This window comes from Kitasatospora acidiphila (assembly GCF_006636205.1).
GTDB classification, from domain to species: Bacteria; Actinomycetota; Actinomycetes; order Streptomycetales; family Streptomycetaceae; genus Kitasatospora; species Kitasatospora acidiphila.
In genome coordinates this window covers 4,316,804-4,337,571 of the sequence record NZ_VIGB01000003.1, presented here as the reverse complement: position 1 = coordinate 4,337,571, position 20,768 = coordinate 4,316,804, and the positions used below count along the sequence as shown (strand labels likewise).

The 20,768-nt window shown below is 72.5% G+C and carries 23 protein-coding genes; 17 read left to right on the top strand and 6 right to left on the bottom strand.

Going from position 1 to position 20,768, the window contains the following annotated elements; translation table 11 throughout:
• Positions 1 to 100: 100 nt before the first annotated feature.
• Positions 101 to 997 carry a helix-turn-helix domain-containing protein gene (locus E6W39_RS20405; RefSeq protein ID WP_141634748.1) on the top strand — a complete coding sequence of 299 codons (897 nt, stop codon included), beginning with the start codon at positions 101 to 103 and terminating at the stop codon, positions 995 to 997.
• 20 nt (positions 998 to 1,017) lie between these two features.
• Here the strand turns inward: E6W39_RS20405 and E6W39_RS20400 are convergent, their stop codons facing one another.
• Both E6W39_RS20400 and E6W39_RS20395 read right to left on the bottom strand, forming a co-directional pair.
• Positions 1,018 to 1,371 (bottom strand): helix-turn-helix domain-containing protein, encoded by a 354-nt coding sequence (locus tag E6W39_RS20400; protein ID WP_141634747.1) that lies wholly within the window; start codon positions 1,369 to 1,371, stop codon positions 1,018 to 1,020.
• An 11-nt stretch (positions 1,372 to 1,382) separates the two neighbouring features.
• Positions 1,383 to 1,694, bottom strand: a complete 312-nt coding sequence (locus E6W39_RS20395; RefSeq protein WP_228718245.1) for a type II toxin-antitoxin system RelE/ParE family toxin — start codon at positions 1,692 to 1,694, stop codon at positions 1,383 to 1,385.
• A 135-nt stretch (positions 1,695 to 1,829) separates the two neighbouring features.
• On the opposite strand from E6W39_RS20395, the gene E6W39_RS20390 reads away from it, so the two are divergent.
• Positions 1,830 to 3,629 (top strand): sensor histidine kinase, encoded by a 1,800-nt coding sequence (locus E6W39_RS20390; protein ID WP_141634746.1) that lies wholly within the window; start codon positions 1,830 to 1,832, stop codon positions 3,627 to 3,629.
• Positions 3,630 to 3,670: 41 nt separating this feature from the next.
• Here E6W39_RS20390 and E6W39_RS20385 read toward each other — a convergent pair whose 3' ends face one another.
• Positions 3,671 to 4,222: a carboxymuconolactone decarboxylase family protein gene (locus tag E6W39_RS20385; protein ID WP_141634745.1), complete on the bottom strand. Its 552-nt coding sequence runs from the start codon at positions 4,220 to 4,222 to the stop codon at positions 3,671 to 3,673.
• An 85-nt stretch (positions 4,223 to 4,307) separates the two neighbouring features.
• On the opposite strand from E6W39_RS20385, the gene E6W39_RS20380 reads away from it, so the two are divergent.
• The 6 genes from E6W39_RS20380 to E6W39_RS20355 all read left to right on the top strand — a co-directional run bounded on the left by E6W39_RS20380 (position 4,308) and on the right by E6W39_RS20355 (position 9,562).
• Entirely contained in the window at positions 4,308 to 4,802 is a 495-nt protein-coding gene (locus E6W39_RS20380; protein ID WP_141634744.1) for a MarR family winged helix-turn-helix transcriptional regulator, read from the top strand.
• A 209-nt stretch (positions 4,803 to 5,011) separates the two neighbouring features.
• The gene (locus E6W39_RS20375; RefSeq protein WP_181799366.1) at positions 5,012 to 5,953 is read left to right on the top strand and encodes an ABC transporter permease subunit; all 942 of its coding nucleotides are present in this window, start codon (positions 5,012 to 5,014) and stop codon (positions 5,951 to 5,953) included.
• 29 nt (positions 5,954 to 5,982) lie between these two features.
• Positions 5,983 to 6,387: a type 2 periplasmic-binding domain-containing protein gene (locus E6W39_RS40505; RefSeq protein WP_141634742.1), complete on the top strand. Its 405-nt coding sequence runs from the start codon at positions 5,983 to 5,985 to the stop codon at positions 6,385 to 6,387.
• The gene (locus E6W39_RS20365; protein WP_220140239.1) at positions 6,345 to 7,784 is read left to right on the top strand and encodes a substrate-binding domain-containing protein; all 1,440 of its coding nucleotides are present in this window, start codon (positions 6,345 to 6,347) and stop codon (positions 7,782 to 7,784) included. The genes E6W39_RS40505 and E6W39_RS20365 overlap by 43 nt, the downstream gene beginning before the upstream one ends.
• A complete protein-coding gene (locus E6W39_RS20360) occupies positions 7,781 to 8,707 on the top strand; it encodes a sortase (protein WP_228718243.1) in 927 nt (308 codons plus the stop codon). The genes E6W39_RS20365 and E6W39_RS20360 overlap by 4 nt, the downstream gene beginning before the upstream one ends.
• 33 nt (positions 8,708 to 8,740) lie before the next feature.
• Positions 8,741 to 9,562, top strand: a complete 822-nt coding sequence (locus E6W39_RS20355) for a phosphate ABC transporter ATP-binding protein (RefSeq protein WP_141634741.1) — start codon at positions 8,741 to 8,743, stop codon at positions 9,560 to 9,562.
• Positions 9,563 to 9,586: 24 nt separating this feature from the next.
• On the opposite strand, the gene E6W39_RS20350 is transcribed toward E6W39_RS20355, so the two are convergent.
• Positions 9,587 to 10,420, bottom strand: coding sequence for an HAD family hydrolase (locus tag E6W39_RS20350; protein ID WP_141634740.1), 834 nt, complete (start codon positions 10,418 to 10,420; stop codon positions 9,587 to 9,589).
• A gap of 307 nt (positions 10,421 to 10,727) precedes the next feature.
• Between E6W39_RS20350 and E6W39_RS20345 the strand changes: the two genes are divergently transcribed.
• The 3 genes from E6W39_RS20345 to E6W39_RS20335 all read left to right on the top strand — a co-directional run bounded on the left by E6W39_RS20345 (position 10,728) and on the right by E6W39_RS20335 (position 13,245).
• Entirely contained in the window at positions 10,728 to 11,252 is a 525-nt protein-coding gene (locus E6W39_RS20345; protein WP_141634739.1) for a helix-turn-helix domain-containing protein, read from the top strand.
• A gap of 203 nt (positions 11,253 to 11,455) precedes the next feature.
• On the top strand, positions 11,456 to 12,031 hold the full coding sequence (locus E6W39_RS20340) for a hypothetical protein (RefSeq protein WP_141634738.1): 576 nt from the start codon (positions 11,456 to 11,458) through the stop codon (positions 12,029 to 12,031).
• Positions 12,031 to 13,245, top strand: coding sequence for an MAB_1171c family putative transporter (locus tag E6W39_RS20335; protein WP_141634737.1), 1,215 nt, complete (start codon positions 12,031 to 12,033; stop codon positions 13,243 to 13,245). Before E6W39_RS20340 ends, E6W39_RS20335 begins: the two co-directional genes overlap by 1 nt.
• Here E6W39_RS20335 and E6W39_RS20330 read toward each other — a convergent pair.
• Entirely contained in the window at positions 13,173 to 14,087 is a 915-nt protein-coding gene (locus E6W39_RS20330) for an MBL fold metallo-hydrolase (RefSeq protein ID WP_220140238.1), read from the bottom strand. The two genes, E6W39_RS20335 and E6W39_RS20330, sit on opposite strands and share 73 nt — an antisense overlap.
• A 289-nt stretch (positions 14,088 to 14,376) precedes the next feature.
• Positions 14,377 to 15,399, bottom strand: coding sequence for a hypothetical protein (locus E6W39_RS39530; protein WP_181799365.1), 1,023 nt, complete (start codon positions 15,397 to 15,399; stop codon positions 14,377 to 14,379).
• Between the two features lie 249 nt (positions 15,400 to 15,648).
• Here E6W39_RS39530 and E6W39_RS20315 point away from each other — a divergent pair, with 249 nt between their 5' ends.
• From E6W39_RS20315 to E6W39_RS20290, 6 genes are all read left to right on the top strand, one after another.
• Positions 15,649 to 16,539: an LLM class flavin-dependent oxidoreductase gene (locus E6W39_RS20315; RefSeq protein ID WP_141634733.1), complete on the top strand. Its 891-nt coding sequence runs from the start codon at positions 15,649 to 15,651 to the stop codon at positions 16,537 to 16,539.
• Positions 16,540 to 16,544: 5 nt separating this feature from the next.
• Positions 16,545 to 17,333, top strand: a complete 789-nt coding sequence (locus tag E6W39_RS20310; protein ID WP_141634732.1) for a putative hydro-lyase — start codon at positions 16,545 to 16,547, stop codon at positions 17,331 to 17,333.
• A gap of 94 nt (positions 17,334 to 17,427) precedes the next feature.
• Positions 17,428 to 18,249 carry a hypothetical protein gene (locus tag E6W39_RS20305; protein ID WP_141634731.1) on the top strand — a complete coding sequence of 274 codons (822 nt, stop codon included), beginning with the start codon at positions 17,428 to 17,430 and terminating at the stop codon, positions 18,247 to 18,249.
• Positions 18,239 to 19,057 (top strand): hypothetical protein, encoded by an 819-nt coding sequence (locus E6W39_RS20300; protein WP_141634730.1) that lies wholly within the window; start codon positions 18,239 to 18,241, stop codon positions 19,055 to 19,057. The genes E6W39_RS20305 and E6W39_RS20300 overlap by 11 nt, the downstream gene beginning before the upstream one ends.
• A complete protein-coding gene (locus E6W39_RS20295; protein ID WP_141634729.1) occupies positions 19,054 to 19,908 on the top strand; it encodes a hypothetical protein in 855 nt (284 codons plus the stop codon). The genes E6W39_RS20300 and E6W39_RS20295 overlap by 4 nt, the downstream gene beginning before the upstream one ends.
• Positions 19,883 to 20,680 (top strand): hypothetical protein, encoded by a 798-nt coding sequence (locus tag E6W39_RS20290; protein WP_141634728.1) that lies wholly within the window; start codon positions 19,883 to 19,885, stop codon positions 20,678 to 20,680. Before E6W39_RS20295 ends, E6W39_RS20290 begins: the two co-directional genes overlap by 26 nt.
• Positions 20,681 to 20,768: the final 88 nt, after the last annotated feature.

Genomic DNA, 20,768 nt, shown 5'->3' with positions numbered 1-20,768 from the left:
CTGTGCGTGTGCTACGTTACGCGCAGCGAGATAAGTAAAGACTTGTGACCCCGGCAGTGCGCCAACACTCCGGGGCCCGGCACTGGAGACGAGAACTCCCATGCAGATTCATCGTAGCGAACAGCTACGCCGATTCACCGTGCTGCCGAACGGCCTGTTGCAGGACCGTCGGCTCAGTTTCACCGCGCGCGGGTTGCTCGTCGACCTGCTCTCCCGGCCCGATGGCTGGCGGGAGGACGGGCGGCAGATGGCGGACAGCAGTCCGCAGGGGCGCGGGGCGGTGCAGCGGGCGCTCAAGGAGCTTGCGGCGGCGGGGTATTACCGGGTTGAGCGGGTGCGGCGGGCGGATGGGACGATCCGCTCCGAGGCGCATGTGTTCGATACGCCGCAGTTGGGGCTGCCGACTGTCGGGCATCCGGTGTCCGGTGAAGCGAGAGCCGGTTCAGCTGACGTTCCTCCCGTAAAGGACCAGGGAAAGAAACCCACCCTCCCTAGGGAGTCGGGTGATCCCGTCGCGCTGGCTGCCGTACTGCCAACTTCCCTACCAGCGGGCCCGGATGAGCAGACGCGGACCGCTGTTGCGGTGCTGTACCGCGTGATTCGCCCCGAGCCGCGACTGAGTCTCGGCGAGGCGGAGGCGCGGGAGTTGGCGCCGCTGGTGGCCAAGTGGCTGGAACACGGCTATGCGGAACGGGACTTGGCGGACGCCCTGCTCCCGGGTCTGCCGGCGGCCATGCACTCGCCTGCCGCCGTGCTCCGCAGTCGCCTGGTGCGGAAGCTGCCGCCGCCCAAGGCGCACGGCCAGCCCAAACCGTCCTACGCCGAGTGCGCCAAGTGCCACGATCCCGTGCCCGACCCCGGGATCTGTCGCCCTTGTGCGGGGTTGGGGCGGGTGCCGATCAAGGCGGACGAACGCGCCACGCGCACGGCCCGCGGGCTGGCTATGGTGCGGGCATCCTTGCAGGGCAGGCGAGTTGGGACCTCCGCAGTGCTATGACAGCGTGTACCTGTGGGGGGTCACGCTGCTGCTGTGGGGCCGTCGCTGGGCGTGCTGGGGTGTGGATGGAAGGCGAACGCGGCCGTGTCGCCGTCGAGGTCGATCGAGAGTGAAGCATCCAGCGCCTTGGCAAGACGGGTGAGCAGCGCCAGGGTGGGCACCGCGTCGCCCCCCTCGATGTTGGAGATCTGCGGCTGGGTCATCTCGGCTCGCCGCGCCAACTCGCCCTGCGAGATGCCGAGCTCGGTTCGCCGGTCGTAAACCGCCTGTCCCAGCGCGAACGCATGGCCGGCCTCGACGTAAGCGCGTGACTCCGCTACCGCCTCGCCCATCAGCCTTCTGGTGCGGCGGGTGTTCCACTGGCTGTGATTCACAGGAGGTCCTCCTAGGAGCGGCGGTAGGTGTGTTCGGCGGCGCCGTGCTGGGCTACGCAGAGCTTCTGCGCCAATTGGGCGCGATCCAGCTCGGCGGCTTCGCGCTGCCTCGTCTTCCGGAACACCGTGAGCAGGACGATCCGTCTGTCGGAGGCCAGCCGGTATGTGATGCGCACGGCGCTACCGTCCAGGGTGAACCGCAGCTCACGGAGCTTCCCGCCGAGATGTCGCGAGTACGGCTCCCCGAGTGTGGTCGGCCGCGCTGCCAACATGTCAGCGGCTCGTTCGACCCTGTCGTACAGGGGGTCGGCAAGGGGCTCCAATCACTCGCGAACTTCTGGCTCGACTTCGATCTGCCATCGAATGTGCACGCTCTGAATATACAGAAAATTATATAGCCCAAGGTGGTGACAGCCCACTCTGCATGCTGGTCCGCCCGAGTTGATCCGGTTCGACTTATGGTCGTAGCTGTGAACATCCCCGCCTCCGACTCCGCAGCCCCCGAGCCCACACCGCCCCGCGTGCCCGAGATCTCCTCGCTCGGCCTGGACACGCTGGTGACCGAGGTGTCGGAGCGGCTGCAGTCGGCGGCGGCGGTGACCGACCGGATGCAGCGGCTGCTGGAGGCCGTGGTGTCGGTCGGGGCGGGGCTGGACCTGCATGCGACGCTGGAGCGGATCGCGTCGGGCGCGGCGGAGCTGGTGGACGCGCGGTATGCGGCGCTCGGGGTGGTGGCGCCCGGTGGGCATGGGCTGTCGGACTTCATCCACGTGGGGATCGATGCCGAGACGGCGGCCCGGATCGGGGACCTGCCGTCCGGCAAGGGCATCCTCGGGGTGCTGATCGACAAGCCCGAGCCGCTGGTGCTGGACGACCTCAGCAAGGATCCGCGCTCGGCCGGGTTCCCGCCGCACCACCCGCCGATGCGGTCGTTCCTGGGGGAGCCGATCCGGGTGCGCGACGAGGTGTTCGGCAACATCTACCTCACCGAGAAGCACGGCGGTGGCGGCTTCACGCCCGAGGACGCGCAGGTGGTGCACGCGCTGGCGGCGGCCGCCGGGGTGGCGATCGAGAACGCGCGGCTGTACGAGGAGGGCCGGCGGCGGGAGCGGTGGATCGCGGGCGCGGCCGCCGTGACCACCGCGCTGCTCTCCACCAAGGCGGATGACGCGCTCGGGGTGGCCGCCGAGCAGGTGCGGGAGCTGGCGGACGCCGAGCTCGGGATGATCATGCTGCCGACCGGGGACGGCGGGCTGCGGGTCTCGCACGCCGCCGGCGAGGCCGCCGAGTTCGTGGCCGGGGAGCTGGTGCCCGGCACGGGGTACGCGGCGCGGCTGCGGGACGGCGAGAGCATTTTCATCGACGACATGTCGCAGGACCGGGCGCTGGTGATGCGGGCGGCCCGCCGCTACGGTCCGTCGATGGCGCTGCCGATGGTGGCCCACGGCCGGGTGCTGGGCGCCCTGGTGGTGTGGCGCGGGCGCGGGGCCCGGCCGTTCAGCGAGGCGGAGAAGCAGCTTGCCGCCACCTTCGCCTCGCAGGCCGCCCTCGCCCTGCGGCTCGCCGAGGGCCAGCGCGACCAGCAGCGCCTGGCCGTCTTCCAAGACCGCGACCGGATCGCCCGGGACCTGCACGACCTGGTGATCCAGCGGCTGTTCGCCACCGGGATGATGCTGGAGAGCGCGGCCCGCCGGGCGGGCGTCCCCGAGGTGCAGGAGCGGCTCGGGCACGCCGTCGACGAGCTGGACGCCACCATCCAGGAGGTCCGCACCACCATCTACGCCCTGCAGCACGACGACGCCGGCAGCGAGCCCGACACCCTGCGCACCCGGGTGCTGCGCGAGGGCAGCCAGGCGGCCGCCGCGCTGGGCTTCAAGCCGTCGATCAGCTTCATGGGGCCGGTGGAGAGCGTGATCGGTGACCAGGCGGAACGCCAACTGCTGGCCGCACTACGGGAGATGCTCTCCAACACGGCCCGGCATGCGCGGGCCTCGCGGGTCAGCGTGGCGGTGGACACCACCGTCTACCTGGACGCCGAGGGCCACCCGGTCTCCGGCGACCCGGAGGCCGCCGTGCGCCCGGGCCGGCCCGGGGTGCTGCTCACCGTGGCCGACGACGGGGTGGGCATCCCCGAGTCCGGGCGCCGCAGCGGCCTGGCCAACCTGCGGCGGCGGGCCGAGAACCTCGGCGGGGCGGCCTGGCACGAGCCGGGCCCGGGCCGCCGGGGGACCATCGTGCGCTGGTCGGCCAGGCTCTGACGGTGAGAGCCGGGCGCTGACCGCAAGGTGGCAGGTGGGGCTCACCCCTCCCAGGCGAACTCCGCTAGCCGCTCGTCCACCGGCGCGTCGGTGAGCCGGTTGGCGAGGGTGGACATGGTGTAGGTGCCGATGCCGAGCACCACCTCCAGGGCGTTGCGCTGGGTGTATCCGTGGTCGAGGAAGGCCTCCAGGCTCTCCGGGGCCACGGCACCGGCGGTGCTGATGACCTCCAGGGTGAACAGGCGCAGCGCCTCCAGGCGGTCGTCGGGGAGCGGGCGCTGGTCGCGCAGGGCGGCGACCAGCTCGGGGTCGGCGCCCTGCTTGCTCACGATGGCGGTGTGCATCGCGACGCACAGGTGGCAGCGGTTGCGGGTGGCGACGGTGAACACCACCACCTCGCGGGCGAGCGGCTCCAGGGTGCTGCTGCTGAACAGGGCGTTGGACTTGGTGAAGGCCTCCAGCAGCTGCGGGGAGGTGGCGAGCCGGCCGACGGCGGCGGGCAGGTGGCCGAGGTGGCGCTGGACGCCCTCCATGACGGGGCGGGCGGCCGCCGGGGCGGTCTCCAGGGTGTGGGTGGCGAAGGTGACGGGCATGGCGAAGCTCCCACTCGTTAAGATGGACAACGCGGTTGACTAAAAAGGTAAACCTGGTTGTCCATCTCTGCAAGGGGGTTCCGTCATGCCCGATGCCAAGCCCGACCACCAAGAGCCACGGGAGAGCTATGGCTTCGAGCTGCCCCTGCTGCTCTTCGCCGGCTTCCGCTCGATCATCGACGAGCTGCACGCCGAACTGGCCCGCCAGGGCCACCCGGAGGCCCGCCCGGCGCACGGCTTCGCGCTGCAGGCGGTCGGCCAGGCCGGGGCCACCGCCAGCGAGGTGGGCCGCCGGCTCGGGATCTCCAAGCAGGCGGCTGGCAAGACCGTCGACCGGCTGCTGCAACTCGGCTATGTGGAGCGGGTGGACGACCCGACTGACGCCCGCCGCAAGCTGGTTCGGCTCACGCCGCGCGGCGTCGACCTGCTGGCCCGCTCGGCGCAGATCTTCGAGCGGCTGCGCGGCGACTGGATGGCGCAGCTGGGCGCGGACCGGGTGCGGGCCATGGAGGCGGACCTGCGGACCATGGCGCCGGAGGGCTTCTTCCGGCTCGACGTGGCGGGCTGGTTCGGCGGCTGACCGGTCGTCAGCTCGTCAACTGCCGTACAGATTAACGAGGGAGAACTTCCGGACCAATAGACGGTCCGAACGGCCTTCGCCACTATCCGTGTTCGGGGCGGCCCACCTACGGTGGTGCCCGCTTGGGAGCCGAGCACGAGATCTCTACACGACACCCGCGCGTCCTGCGTCGAGCGCGCCGGGCCGCACGGGGTCGGGGAGTGGGGCGGGTGGGCCTGGTGGGTCAGCTGCGTGCGGGCCGGGCGGGGTCGGAGGCGGTTCGAGGCGGGTTCCAGATCGAGCGGGCGGCGAACGGGCGCTACCAGTGGCAGTTGAAGGCGCCCAACGGCCGGATCGTGGCGGTCTCCTCGCCGGTCTTCGAGACCATGGCCGAAGTGAGCCGTGCTGTCGAGCAGTTGCGCGACGAGACGGCCGAGTTGACCGCGCGGATCACCCATGTCCGGGACGGGATCGGCTGGATCTGGGTGGTGCCGGGGTCGCGCGGCCTGGCCGATGCGCGCAGCAGTCGCGCCTATGAGCGGTACGCCACCTGCCAGAACGCGTTCCGCCGGTTCGTGGCACTGCTGGAGCGCCAGGCCGAGTCTCAAGCTGAGCGGCGGGCCGAGGCCGAGCGCCGCGCCGGGGCCCAGGCCCCCGAGTCCCAGGCTCACGAGCCCCAGCCCGCCGAGCCCCGGGCCTCGCTGGCGCTGACCGTGATGATGATGCCGATCGTCACCCGGGCCGCCGAGGTGGTGATCCGGCTGGTCCCCGGCACGCTGCGGGAGGCCTCCTACGCGCTCGGCGGCAGCCAGTGGCGCACCGTCTGGAACGTGGTGCTGCCCACCGCCCGCCCGGGGCTCGCCACCGCGGTGATCCTCGGCATGGCGCGCGGCATCGGGGAGACCTCGCCGGTGCTGCTGACCGCCGGCTTCACCTCCGGCATGAACGCCGACCCGCTGACCGGCCACCAGGTCAGCCTGCCGCTCTTCATCTGGAACTGCGTACGCCAGCCCTACCCGGCCATGGTCTCCCGCGGGTTCGCCGCCGGGCTGACCCTGATGCTCCTGGTGCTGGTGCTCTTCGTGACCGCCCGGCTGATCGGCGGACGCCGGCCGGGCGAGCTGAGCCGCCGGCAGCGGCGGCGGCTGGCCCGACAGGCGGCCGGCCGATGACCAGACCCACCCCTTCCGGAGGAACCGTCATGCCCTGGGCCGCCGCTCACCGCCCCAGAGTCGGCCGGGTCGTGGCCCTGCTGCTCTCGTTCTTCGTACTGACCCTCAGTCAGGCCACGCCTGCGCTCGCCACCACCACGCTCAACGCCGACGGGTCCAGCTGGGCCGGGCCGGCGATCGAGAAGTGGCGCACCGATGTGGCCAACCAGGGGATCAACCTCAACTTCGCGCCCAACGGTTCGGCGGCCGGCCGCAACAACTGGGAGAACGGCTCGGACGACTTCACCGCCTCGGACGTGCCGTTCCGCACCCAGCGGGACACCGGGGCGAGCGGGGGATCGCCGGCTCCGGTGCGGCCGATGCGGAGAATCCGATCTACGGCTACTCCTACGTGCCGATCACGGCCGGTGGCACCGCCTTCATGTACAACCTGACGGCGGCCGGGAAGCAGGTCACCGATCTGAGGCTGTCCCCGGACACCATCGTGGGCATCTTCACCGGGGCCATCACCAACTGGAACGACCCCGAGATCACCCAGGACTACGGCCGGCAGCTGCCGAACATCCCGATCACGCCGGTGATCCGCTCCGACGGTTCGGGCGCCACCGCCCAGTTCACCCGCTGGATGGAACACACCCACAAGAGCCAGTGGGACGCCTACTGCACCGGCGTCAACAACATCACCTGCGGCGACTACACCGAGTTCTACCCGCCGTCCGGCCGGATGATCGCGCAGAGCGGCTCCGACCAGGTCGCGCACTACATCGAGGCGCCCACCGGCCAGGGCTCGATCGGCTATGACGAGTACGCCTTCGCGCTCACCTCCAGCTGGCCGGTGGTGAAAGTGCTCAACCCGGCCGGGTACTACGCGCTGCCGACCGCCTCCAACGTGGCCGTGGCGCTCACCGCGGCGAAGATCCGCGGGGTCGACGACAGCACCTCGCCCGACGACCCGAACTACCTGCAGCAGAACCTGGACGGGGTCTACACCAACAACGACCCGCGCTCCTACCCGATCTCCAGCTACAGCTACCTGATCGTGCCGCGGTCCGGGGTGCCGAACATGCCGCCGCCGCCGCGGTTCACCAACGACAAGGGCGCCGCGCTCAGCCAGTACCTGGACTACGTGCTCTGCGGCGGGCAGGCCACCGGCAAGGGCGGGATCGACTCGATCGGCTACTCGCCGATCCCGCGCGGCCTGGTGCGCGGCGGGCTGCTGCAGGTGCAGCACATCCCCGGCAACAACGGCAACGTCGACCCCAACACCCTGGCCAACTGCCCCAATCCGACCTTCGACAGCCAGGGCAACCTGATCATCCTCAAGAACGCGCCACAGCCCAACCCGTGCGACAAGCAGGGTACGCCGCTCAGCTGCGACCCCAACAACCCCTCGGCCGGCGGCGGCAGCGGTGGCTCGGGCGGCGGCAGCGGCTCCGGCGGCGGTTCCGGCGGCGGCTCCAACGGCGGTGGCAGCGGCGGCGGTTCGGGCAGCGGCGGCAAGGGCGGTGCCGGGTCCGGTGGTGCGGGCGGCGGTTCGGGCAGCGGCGGTGCGGGTGGCGCCAACGGCAGCTCCGGCACCGGTGGTTCGGGCGCTTGCGGCACCACGATCGACCCGCAGACCGGTGAGGTGGTGCAGAACGACTCCGGCGGCTCCGGCGGGGGCCAGGTGGCGGCCAATGTGGTCAACGTCGGTGGGCGCCCGGACAATTGGCTGCTGACCACGCTCACCGCCGTGGAACTGCTCGCCGTGGTCGCGCTGCCGCCGTTCCTGGGCGGCTGGCTGCGCCGGCGCCGGGCCGGTTCCCAGACGGGCACCGGGGGTGCCCGGTGACGCTGACCGCCACTTCCGCGACCGACGACACCGTGGTGCTGCCGACGATCCAGGCGCCGCCCCGAGCGGCCGAACCGCCGTCCACCGCCCGCCGGATCACCGTCCGGCTGGGCTGGGCGGCCACCCTGCTGGCCGCCCTGCTGCTCGGCTTCGCGGTCTTCCTGGTGGCGCTCTCGCCGCTCCAGGAGATGCACTACCAGGCCGAGGCGTACCGCACGTTCCAGGACCGGCTGGCCAACCAGCTGGGGCCCACCGGCGCCGCGACCGACGGGTCGCCGGTGGCGATCATCGACATCCCCAGGATCGGCGTGCACCACGAGGTGGTCGTCGAGGGCACCACCGGGCGGGACCTGATGCGCGGCCCGGGCCACCGCCGGGACACCGCACTGCCCGGGCAGGCGGGCGTCGCGGTGATCTTCGGGCGTGGCATCGCGTTCGGCGGCCCGTTCGGCCGGCTCGGCGAGCTGCGGGTCGGCGACAAGATCCAAGTGACTACCGGACAGGGGCAGTTCAGCTTCACCGTGAACGTCTACGGGGACAGCGCCCACCCGGTGCGCGACCCGGCGCCGTCCCGCCTGGTGCTCACCACCAGCAACTCGGGCTGGATCCCGAACGGCACCGTGCTGATCGGGGCCCGGCTGGACGGCGACCCGCAGGCCAACCCTTCCCCAGCCTCCGGCGGGGGAGGCCCCCATGGCCGCCCGGCGCAGCTGCCGGCGGACCATGCGCTGGCCCAGGACAGCGGGGCGCTGGCCGCCCTGCAGCTCTGGTCGGTGGCGCTGCTCGGCGCGGTCGCGCTGGCCACCCTGGCGGTGCGGTACTGGGTGCGGCGGGCCGCCTACCTGACCTTCGCCCCGGTGCTGGCCGCGCTGCTCTGGTCCGTCTACGAGAACGCGGCGGCGCTGCTGCCCAACCTCTACTGAGCAACTGACGATGCGTCAGGAAGGACTCGCCCGATGACCACCACCGTTCCCCAACCCAGCGCCACGGCCGATCCGGGCCGGCTGTCCGGCCTGGAGAGCCGGTCCGTCTCCGCCTGGTTCGGCTCGCACAAGGTGCTGGAGCGGGTCTCGCTCGCCATGCCGGCCGGCGAGGTCACCGCGCTGATCGGGCCGTCCGGCTGCGGCAAGTCCACCTTCCTGCGGATCCTCAACCGGATGCACGAGATGGTGCGTGGTGCGGCGCTGGCCGGCGAGGTCCTGCTCGACGACGAGGACATCTACCGGCACGGCCGCCGCCCGGCCGAGGTGCGGCGGCGGATCGGCATGGTCTTCCAGCGGCCCAACCCGTTCCCCGCCATGTCGATCGCCGACAACGTGGCCAGCGGGCTCAAGCTGGCCGGGATCAAGGTGGGCCGGGAGCACCGGGACCAGCTGATCGAGGACAGCCTGCGGCAGGCCGGGCTGTGGAACGAGGTGAGCGGCCGGCTCTCCACCCCGGGCGGCGCGCTCTCCGGCGGTCAGCAGCAACGCCTGTGCATCGCACGGTCGTTGGCGGTGGGGCCGGACATCCTGCTGATGGACGAGCCCTGTTCGGCGCTGGACCCGACCTCCACCCGACGGGTCGAGAAGACCATCGCCGAGCTGCGCGGGCAGCTGACCATCGTCATCGTCACCCACAACATGCAGCAGGCGCAGCGGGTTTCGCAGTCCTGTGCGTTCTTCCTGGCGAGCCATGACACGCCGGGCCGGATCGTCGAGGCCGGGCCGACCGAGCGGCTCTTCAGTGACCCGGTCGACCCGCGGACCGCCGACTACGTGAACGGGCGGTTCGGCTGAAGCCAATCAGGTGGAGCAAGCCGCTCAGCTGGATATGGAGTCGACGATCTGCTCGATGACCAGGGCGACCCCGTCGTCCTGGTTGCTCACGGTGTGCCGGGCGACCGCGGCCAGCACCTCCGGGTGGGCGTTGGCGACCGCGTAGGACTCGCCGGCCCAGGCCAGCATCTCCAGGTCGTTGGGCATGTCGCCGAAGGCGACCACCTCGGTGCGGTCGATGCCCTGCTCGGCGCACCAGCGGGCCAGGGTGCTGGCCTTGGTGACCCCGGCGGCGCTGATCTCCAGCAGGGCTATCGGGCTGGACCGGGTGATCTCGGCCAGCGGGCCGACCGCCGCCCTGGCCCTGGCCAGGAAGTCGTCCGGGGTCAGCTCGGGGTGCTTGGCGAGGATCTTGTAGCTGTTCCGGGCCTCGCCGGCGATCAGCTGCTCGGCGGGGGCGACCAGGTGCGGCTCGTCGTCACCCCACATGGCCACCTGGTACTCGGGCTCGCGGGAGAAGCCGGCCGGGTACTCGAAGGCGAACGCGGTGCCCGGCAGCGCCGCGCGCAGCCGGTCGACCACCTGGCCGGCCGCGTCCGGGGTGAGCGGGAAGCTCTCCAGCAGCCGCTCCCCGCGGACGTCGACGATCGCGCCGCCGTTGGAGCAGATCGCCACGCCGTGGCCGCCGATGTGCGTGCCCAGCAGCCGCATCCAGCGCGGCGGGCGGCCGGTCACGAAGACCACCTGCAGGCCGGCCCGCTCGGCGTCCGCCAGCGCGGCCGCGGTACGGGCCGAGACGGTGCCGCCCTGGCAGAGCAGGGTGCCGTCGAGGTCGGTGGCGATCAGGCGGGGGCGGGGGCGCGGGGCTGGCTGGGTCACCCGTCCATCCTCCCAGGTGCCCGCGGCGGCCGGACTTGCCCGCGGGGCAAAAAAGTGACGGCGCGCGGTCAACCCCCGTGTGACCGTGCGCCGTCCGGCGGGCCGTCTATTTTGTTGGACGGCTCACGGTTGAACATACGCTGAACCCTCCCCGGGCTGTCAACCGTGTTACAGATGGGGTCCGGGTCAAGATGAGCTGAGGATGAGCTGAGAAAACTCAGGATCTCCTCGATTTCTGCGTCTACTTCAGTAGATACTGGACGCACCCGGTCCAATCGGACGGGTTCGATCGGACAAGGGAGCGACGATGCCGTCGGCTGAGCAGACCCCGGCCCCCCGCTCCCTGGCCGAGAAGCTGGACCACTTGTTCCAGGTGATCCATCCCGCCGACCGCGGCCCGTTCAGCTACCACGAGGTGGCGCAGGCGATCCGCGAGCAGGCCGGCCCGGACGGACCCACCGTCTCGCACGGCACCCTGCAGCAGATCCGCACCGGCGCCAAGACCAACCCCACGGTCAAGACGCTGGAGGCGATCGCCGCCTTCTTCGGGGTGCCGGCCGCCTACTTCCTGGACGACACGGTGGCCGACCGGGTCGACGTGCGGCTGCGCGAGCTCAAGGCGGCCGCCGAGAACCGGCCGGTCCGGCGGGCCGCCACCGCTCCACGGCGGGACGAGCTGGCCGACGTGCTGGCGGACAGCGACATCCGGGCCGTGGCGTTCCGGCTGGCCGGGCTGTCGCCGCGGGCGCTCAAGGGCCTGCGGGCGATCGTCGACCAGGTGCGGGCGGTCGAGGGGCTGCCTGAGGTGGGGCGGACCAAGAAGGCCTCCTGAGCCCGGCCGCCGATCGGTGACGGCGCCTGTCATTGGCAGGGGCCGCCTCCGCTGGTGAAGGCGACCTCCGTTGGTGAAGGCGACCGCATACGAATCGACCATGACTTTTCACTTGGCGGGCCGCAGCCGCACGTGACCGGCACAGCACCGAACGCTTATGCTGACGCTTCGATCATTCCGGGTGCGGAGAGGGCAGGCCGGCCATGAGATGGCGCAGACAGCCGCGCTCCCGGTTCGCCGAGCTGGTCAACCGGATCGAGGTGCCCAAACCCTTCCAACTGGAACGGTTCTGCGACTCGATCGCCCGGCAGCGCGGCCGCCCGCTGCGACTGGTCCCGCTGGAGAACGCCGCCGGCCAGGATCTCCCGTGCGGGCTGTGGATCAGCCTGCCCGCCGTCGACCTGGTCTTCTACGAGGCCGGCGCGGCCCCCATCCTGAAGACCCAGATCGTGCTCCACGAGATCTCCCACATGCTGCTGGACCACGGCGCCCCGGCCGCCGGCGGGACCGCGCCGGCCGCGGCCCAAGCTGCCGTCGAGGAATCGCTGGTCACGGCCGCCGACCAGGAACTCGGCCTCGCCACCGACCGGGTGCTCGCCCTGCTGGCCCGCAACGGCTACACGGACCGCCAGGAGGCCGACGCCGAGGCGCTGGCCACCCTGCTGCTGGAGCGCGCCACCCGGGCCGGCGCGGGCCGGCGGTCCAGCGGTTCCAGCGGATCCACCGAGGTGCTGGACCGACTGGACGCCGCCTTCGGCCACCCGGTCCGGCCGCAGTGATGCACCCCGCCGGACCGCAGCACCTCGGGCCCGACCTGGCCGGCGCCGCGTACTCCCCGTACAAGCTGCTGATCGTCGCGCTGGTGGGCCTGGTCACCCTCTGGCGCCTGCCCGCCGCGATCCGCTCGCCCCGCCAACGCCCGCTGTGGACCGCGTTCGCCGCCACCACCGGGCTGCTCGCCCTCGGACTGCCGTGGCCCGCCGCCTGGATCGACGCCACCAGCGGCGTGCACAACCTGGCGATGCTGCTCAAGCACCAACTCGACCTGGTCGCCAGCTCGGCCGGGCTGACCTTCTGCGCCCAGACAGCCCGGCCCGACCTCGCCGCCCGCTGGCGCCGGGTCCGGCTCGCCGTGCTGCCCGCCGCCCAACTCGGCCTGGTCGCCACCTTCTTCACCCTGCACCGCCCCACCGAGGTGGCGGACTTCTACCAGGCCTACCCCGCCTCGACCGCGGCCGCCCTGTACTTGCTGATCATTGCCGGCTTCATCGGCGCGGCCATGGGCGTCGGCAGCTGGCTGTTCGGCAGCCACGTCCGCCGGGCCGCCACCCGCTCGCTGCGGGCCGGGCTGCTGGTGCTCGCCCTCGGCACCGCCACCGGCGTCGCCTACTCGGCGCTGCGGATCTGCCAGATCGCGCTGGAGGCGGTCGGCAGGCCGATGTTCCTCGACGAGTGCTGGGTCCTGCGGATCGACTGGGCCTCGATCACGCTCATGCTGCTGGGCAGCGTCATCCCGGCCATCGGGGTGGCGCTGCGCGGCCTGCGGGACTGGTGCACGGCGCGGCGCCTGGTGCCGCTCTGGCGGGAACTCACCGCGGCGGTACCCGAGGTGGTGCTCACCGAGCGACTAGGGCGCGGCCCCCGGCTGCGGCTGCACCGGCTGGCCATCGAGATCCGGGACGCCGCGCTGGTACTGGCCGGCCACGCGGACCCCGAGATGCGGTTCCAGGCCGCCATCGTGGCCGTGGCGGCGGGGCCCGAGCAGTCCGCCCTCGCCGAGGCCTGCTGGCTCCGCGCAGCCGCCGCCCTCCGCCGCGCCGGCCACGTCCCGGTGGTCCCCACCGCGCCCGCCCAGACCACCGGCTGCGAGGAACTGGACTTCGCCACCGAGACCGACCGCCTCCGCAGCCTCGCCGCCGCCTACGCCTCTGCGACCGCCGCGGAGTTCGCCCGAGGTGCCACGGTCGACCGCGGTGTCGCGGTGGCCCGCTGACCGCCACGGCCATCCACTTCGCATGGCCGGGGAGTCCCCGGATGGCCGGACTCCCGCCTTTCTCCCGTTGGCGGGACGGGGAGTTGCTCTGAGCCGTCCGACACCCGGCGCTCATAGTCGGCCCGGGCCGCGTTCACCTCGTTGATGTACCGCTCCGCCCAGTCCCGGATCGCACCGAGCGGATCCTCCAACGTCCGCCCCAGTTCGGTGAGTCGGTACTCGACCTTGGGCGGCACGGTCGGGTGGACGGTGTGGCTGAAGTGCATGATGTCGCCGAGGACGATCAGGCGCCGGTCGTCCGCACCGGCCGGATCCGTGACGACCAGACTGCTGTGGCCCGGCGTGTGCCCGGGCGTGGGCAGGATCCGTACGCCCGGGGCGATCTCCTCGCCGTCCGCGACGAAGCCGGTCACGCCGCCCAGTGGCTCCTGCACGGCCTTCGCATCCGGTCCGGGAAACGCCCCGCGGCCTTCCCAGTGCCGCCACTCCGCCGCGCTCACCAGGTGCCGGGCCGCGCGGAACGTCAGCCCGCCGACCTCGCGGCCCTCGGGGAACCCCGGTGCGGGCGCCACGTCGCTGGTCCACCCGACGTGGTCGTGGTGCAGATGGGTGTAGACGACAGTGTCCACATCGGCGGGCGTCAGCCCCTCGCCGGCCAGGCTCTCCGGCATCGCGCCGGCCTTGAAGGACGCCACACCGGGAATCGCGAAGTCAACGGCCCCCAGCCCGAGATCGACCAGGACCACCCGCCCGCCGGCCCGAGCCAGGAACGACCCGATGCTGACCGGAAACCACCCCCGCTCGTCCAGGAACTCCGAGTGCGTCGCCCAGCCGCCCGGCACGCTGGAAGGAAAGAACGCACCCGGATCGCGGGCTTGACCATGGTTCTCTCCTCGACAGCCTGTTCCGTCCGGACACGGCCGGGGGCCGTGTCCCTCAGCACTGACTATCGGAGAGTGACGATCCGTGGGGAAGTACGCACTTGCAAGTGCGTCCCTGGCACGAGGCCGGGTGACCGGACGCTCGAGGGAGGCGCTGAGTCGGCACCGGCGGGAGGAGCCGTTGACCGGGTCGTGAGTGCGGGGCAGGCACCATGGCGATCCGAAGCGGAGCACCCGCCCCGCACCGACCTCAGTGACGGGCGGACGAGCGACGGCGGGCGGCCAGGGTCACAGCGCCGGCGCCGAGCACGACCAGGGCGCCGCCGGCGCCGATCAGCAGACCAGAGGAGGCGCCGCCGCCAGTGAAGGCGAGCTGCTGCGCGGGGGCAGTCGCCGTGGTCGGGACAGCAGCAGGCGAGGTCGCCGCCGCAGGCTGCGCGACGGCCGGGGCGGACTTGGCCTGCTGCCCGGTGGGCGCCGGGGCCTGGCTGGCCGGCTTGGACGGCGCCGCGGTCGCGGTCCTGGACGGGGCGCTCGCCGGCGCGCTGCTCGGCGCGTCCTGGCGAACGATGTGCAGGGTGCGCACGGGGCCGGCGCCGCCCGGCGCCGTGCCGAGGTAAACAGTGATGTCGTGCTGGTCGGCCGGTGCCTCGGCGGAGAGCGCAACGCGGAACATCAGCCGCGATGCCCGGCCCGTGTCCAGGTGCTGCGCGAGGCTGGAGGTGTCGGGGTAGATCACCGGGTCGCACCCGTGGTGGACTGGCAGCGTCTTCCACTGGCCGCCGGTCATCACCTGAACGGTGAAGTCCTCGGGCCGCAGGTTGGTCCCACTACCCGGGTGGGAGCCCGCCGGCATGTTGTAGAAACCAAGGGTCGGACGAAGACCGTCGTACGCCGCGCCGGTGAAGTTGGCCATCTCCACACCGAACTCGATCGGGCTGCCGCCGGCGGTGATGCTGTCGGGCATCCCCGGCAGGTAGGCGATCTCCGGCTCGCCGTGGTGCACCGGAGCGGGCGCGCTCGTCGAGGCGGAGGCGGAGGCGGACGGCGACCCGGCGACCGGGCTCGTCGGAGCGCTCTTCGCGGTCGGCGCGGCACTCGTGACGCGGGCCGAGGCCGCCGGCGTCGCGGGAGCCACCGCAGCGGTGTCGTTGTCACCGCAGGCCCAGGCCGTGGAAGCACCAGCGAACAGCGGTGTGGCGGCGCCGAGTACGGCGGCGGTGGCGGCGGCGGCCAGCAGACGGGAGCGGCGGCGAACAGAACGAGCAGACATCGGTGGTCCCCCCAGGAACACGGGCACAGCGGCGACAAAGGCAGGTAGCGCGCCTCGCCCCCCGCTCCTGCACATTTGTTTTGGAGACCCGGCGGACGCTCTGTGAAAATCTTCGCGGCTTGATGTACCTCCGCCATCGTCGCCGCGTCACCGCGGTGTAACAGCACAGACTGCGAACGAAGCGGTCAGGCCATCGCCCGTTGGCAGGCTGAGGTCTCCGGCACCGGGACCGCGCCGTAGGGTCGAGACATGCGCTTGAGTACCGTGATCCTCCCCATCCACCGGTGGGCCGAGGGACAGAAGATCTGGCGGCGGGCCGAGGAGCTCGGGTTCCATGCCGCGTACACGTATGACCACCTGAGCTGGCGGAGCTTCCGGGACGAGCCGTGGTTCGGGGCGGTTCCGACGCTGACGGCGGCTGCGGCGGCGACCGAGCGGATCCGGCTGGGCACGCTGGTAACGTCGCCGAACTTTCGGCATCCGGTGACGTTGGCCAAGGAGGTGGTGACGGTTGACGATGTGTCCGGTGGGCGGTTGACGCTGGGGATCGGGGCCGGCGGGGTCGGGTTCGATGCGACGGCGATGGGGCAGGAGGCGTGGTCGCCCAAGGAGCGGGCGGCGCGGTTCGGGGAGTTCCTGCCGCTGCTGGACAAGCTGCTGCGGCAGGATGCCACCACCGAGCAGGGCACGTACTACTCGGCGGTCGAGGCGCGGAACATCCCCGGCTGCGTGCAGCGGCCGCGGGTGCCGTTCTATGTGGCGGCGACCGGGCCCAAGGGGCTGCGGCTGGCGGCCGAGTACGGGCAGGGCTGGGTGACGTACGGCGACCCGCGCGGACCGGCGGACGTGCCGGTGGAGCAGGCGCCCGAGGTGATCGCCAAGCAGCTGGAGAAGCTGACGGCGGCCTGCGAGGTTGCCGGGCGGGACGTCGGCGAGCTGGAGAAGGTGCTGCTGCAGGGCTCGACGGCGGAGAAGCCGCTGGATTCGCTGGACGCCTTCGTGGACTGGGCGGGCCGGTACCGCGAGTTGGGTATCACCGAGGTCGTGATCCACTGGCCGGTGCCGGACTCGATCTTCGCGAACGACCTGGCCGTGTTCGAGCGGATCGCCACCGAAGGGCTCGCCCAGCTGGAGGGGTGAGGCAGATGGGTGCGGACCGGGCCGGCTGGTCGCCCGAGGAGGCGCGGCGGGCGTTCCGCGACGGGCTCGCGGTGCCGACGGCGGGCGTGGCGCTCGGGTACGCGCAGGCCAACCTGCTGGTCGTGCCCCGGGACCGGGCGGCCGAGTTCCGGCTGTTCGCCGAGCGCAATCCGCGCCCCTGCCCGGTACTTGAGGAGACCGCACCGGGCGGCTGGCGCAGCCGGCTGGCCCCCGGTGCCGATCTGCGCACCGACCTGCCCGGCTACCAGGTGTGGGTGGACGGCGAGTTGGCCGCCGAACCGGCCTCGGTCGGCGGGCTGCCGCAGGTGCGCGGCGGCGACCTGGCCGCCTTCCTGATCGGCTGCAGCTTCACCTTCGAGGCGGCACTGCTCGCTGCCGGGGTGCCGCTGCGCCACGTCGAACAGGGCCGCAACGTCGCCATGTACGTCACGGACCGCCCGTGCCGTCCGGCGGGCCGGGTGCACGGTCCGCTGGTGGTCTCGATGCGGCCGATCCCGGTCGGGCTGGTCGAAACGGCACGGGCGGTCACCGCGCGGATGCCGCGGATGCACGGCGCGCCGCTGCACATGGGCGACCCGGCGGCGCTGGGGGTCGCGGACCTCGCCCGGCCGGACTACGGCGACCCGGTGGAGGTCGCCCCCGGGGAGGTGCCGGTCTTCTGGGCCTGCGGGGTGACGGCGCAGCAGGCGGTGATCGGCTCGCGGCCGCCGTTCGCGATCACCCATGCGCCGGGGCGGATGTTCATCACGGATGTGCGGAACACCGAACCGTAGGCCGAGCACTGGCACTGGCGCTGTCGAATTGGTTGTCGGACCGGACGTCTTTCATACTTCCTGATGACCGATGGTCCACTCCGGGGGGAGTTCCTTGTCCACGCCTGACGAGGGTGTCGCGGCGGCTGGGGGTGCCGAGGCCGCTCCGCGCCGGGTGCCGCGCGGGGTCGCCGTCGCGCTGGCCACGCTGGGCCTGCTCGCCGTCACCGCGGCCAGCGCAACGGTGACGGTCGCCGTGGGCAGGCCCGATCACCCGCATCGGGCGGCGGTCGCGGCGGTCGCGGCGGTCGCGGCGGCCACCACCGGGCCGAGCACGGGGGCGGCGACGAGCGGCGGCCCGACGCCGCTACCGGTACCGGTGCCGCTGCCGAGCATCACCCTCGCCCCGGAGCCCGGCAGCACGCTGCACGGCACGGTGGACGGCGGCACGCACGGCGGCGACCTGCGGTACTTCCTGCTGCCCGTCCCGGACGGCGCGGAGCCCTACGGCTCCCCGGACGGCACGGCGCTGACCGTCGACGACCTGGCTGCCCAGTACGCCCAGTCGACGGGCATCAAGAGCGTCCTCGACTCCTACGGCTACCAGGAGGCGGTGTCCCGTCGCTATCGCACTGCCGATGGGAAGGCGGAGGTAGAGAGCCGGCTGATGCGGTTCGCCACGCAGGGCAACGCCCAGGGCTTCGCCAACGGCGCCTCGTTCGCCAACGGCAGTCCGATCGACGTGCCTGGTGACAGCACGGCCAAGGGTTACGTCTTCAAGCCCGACCAGCAGGCCTTCACGGGCCGCCTGGTCGGCGTCTCCACGGTGGGCGACGTCGAGTACGAGGTCACCGTGGACGTGAAGGGCGACCCGGACCAGGGGCTGCTGGCCGATGCGATGAAGCGCCAGCGCGACCGGCTGTCCCATGGAGGCTGAGCCCGTGGAGCCGGTGGAGCCCGAGCGGAGCCTGGAGCCCGCAGAGCCCGCAGAGGCCGTCGAGCCCTGCCGGCCCGGGGAGCCCGCCGCCGTCGCGACGCCGCGCCCGCCGGTGCGGAGCTCCCGCACGGTGCTGCTGGTGGTCGGCGCGCTGCTGCTCGGGCCGCTGGTCGGCGGCGGGATCGGCTACGCGGTCCAGGCCGGCCGTTCGGCCACCCCGCTGCCGGCACTGCAGCCGGCCGAGCTGCCCGCCTACCCGCCCGGCGCGCTGGACCCGGCGGCCGCGGCCGCCGGGTCCCCGAAGCCGCTCGCCATCGACGGCGACCTGCGCAAGCTGCTGCTGCCCAAGCCGGACGGCGCCCAGGACTGGGACAGCGGGTTCGCCGCCACCGGCGACTGGGAGACCCCCGGGGAGATGGCCCGGTGGCACGCCGACTCGGCGCGGTACTTCGAGAAGCTGGTCGGCTCCGGCCTGCGCAGGGCCGCTGTGACCACCTTCCAGAAGGACGGCGTCAAGTACCGGATCGAGCTGATCCAGTACCAGCCGGACCAGGCCGGCGCGGCGGTCGCGGCCATGCGGCAGTCGAAGGTCGCCGGGGCCACCGACATGCCGGACGGGATGGAGGGCGCCTACTGGGCCTCCAACACGCAGGAGACGTACGCGGATTCGACCGAGACCTACTACCCCGGCAGCGCCGTGACGCGGCGGGGTGACGTGGTGGTCGGCGTGACGGCGTTCGGCACCACCCAGGTCAGCGCGGATCTGCTCCGCGACCTGGCCAAGCAGCAGTGGGAGCGGCTGGCATGAGCGATGCGGGGATGTCCGGCGAGGTCGGGGAGGAGTCCACCGGGAACCCGGGCGAGTCCTCCACCCCCGGCGCCGAGCGCCGTGCGCTTCGCACCGGCGCGGCGGTCGCCGCCGCGGTGCTGCTCGGGGTGGGGATCGGGGTCGGCATCATCAAGTCGCAGTACCGGCAGGCCGAGACCAGCACCCCTGCGGTCCCGTCGGCCGCCGCGCCGTCCCCGGGGGCGGCGCGGCCCTCGGCCCCCTCCTACGGCGCGCAGTCCGACGGCACCCACTTCGGGGCGGTGCGCGACCTGCTCCTCCCGGTGCCGGCCGGGTTCGCGCTCGGGCCGGACGACGGGGTGTACGGGGACGACACCGAGCTGACCAAGGACCAGATCGACGGCTACCTGGACGACCGGGTGGCCGAGCTGCCCAAGGACCAGCGCGACAAGGTCAAGGCGGCGCTGCAGGCGCAGGGCCACCGGGCGGCCGGGGTGCGCAGCTACCGGTCGTCGGACGGGGCCCTGGTGGCGACGGTCTGGCTCGACCGGTTCGACAAGCAGTTCGACAAGCAGGCGGTGGAGGCGGCGAACGCCTTCGACGCCGCGATGGGGTCCGACTCGGGCCTGTTCCGGCAGGGGCCGGCCGTTCCCGGTCACCAGCAGGCGGCCTGCTTCCTGCCGCCGCTGCGGCCGAGCAACCCGATCGACGAGCTGGACTGCACGGCCGGCGTCGGCGACATGCTGGTGACCATGCACGTCGAGGGGTCGCACCGCTGCCGAAGAGCGAGGCCGTGTCCATCTTCCGTCAGCAGCTGGAGCGGCTGGCCATCCCCGGAGCAACCGCATGACCGAGCAGCCCCAGCCCCCTGAGCAGACCGAGCAGCCCCCGCACCCCGGGCAGCCCCGGCGCTCAAAGCCGCGCGCCGCCACCGTGGTCCGCTGGACGGCGTTCGCCCTCGCGCTCGCCGCCGGTGCGACGGCCGCCGCCTTCGCCGTCGCCGTGCCCGCTCGTGGCCGGCTGCCCGGCCTGGCCACCACCAACGACGGCCGCTACACCTTCGCCCCGCTGACCCTTCCCCAACTCCCCTCCGGCAAGCCGGCCCCGTCGGCCCCAGGCTCCGGCCACCGGCACTACGCGGCGCTGCCGGCCCTGGTGCTGCCGGCCCCGCAGGAGGCGCCGGGTGCGGCACCAGCGGCGGCCGACTGTGCGGACTACGCCAAGCTGCACGATGACGGCGCCCACCTGCCGGTGGTGCTGGTGACCAACGCCTGCCGGAGCGCCGCCACCGCGTCGTGGACCGCCAAGGACGGCACCCGGACCGAGATCTGGCTGCTCCGCTTCGGCTCCTCCGACGAGGGTGACGCGTTCGCCGAGGCCCTGGCACAGCGGGGCAGCCTCAAGGCCGTCCCGCAGGCGGTCCCCGGCGACGACGACGCGGCCCTGCAAGCAGGCCAGCACGCCACCATCCGCATCACCCCACCCAGCAACCCCAGCAACCCCACCAGCCCCACCAACCCCGGCGAGGCCGCCTACCTCACCGCGGGCGACGTGGTGGCCACCGTCCTGCTGACCAACCCCCACGGCGTGCCGCACCAGGCGTTCCGGCAGGTGCTGACCCTGCAGTCCGATCTGCTCAACTGATCACCAGTCACCTCACCTAAACACCACCACTAAACGTCGAAATCGCCGACGTTTCGCGTGACCCCTAGGGGGCGGCAGCCGCCAGTCA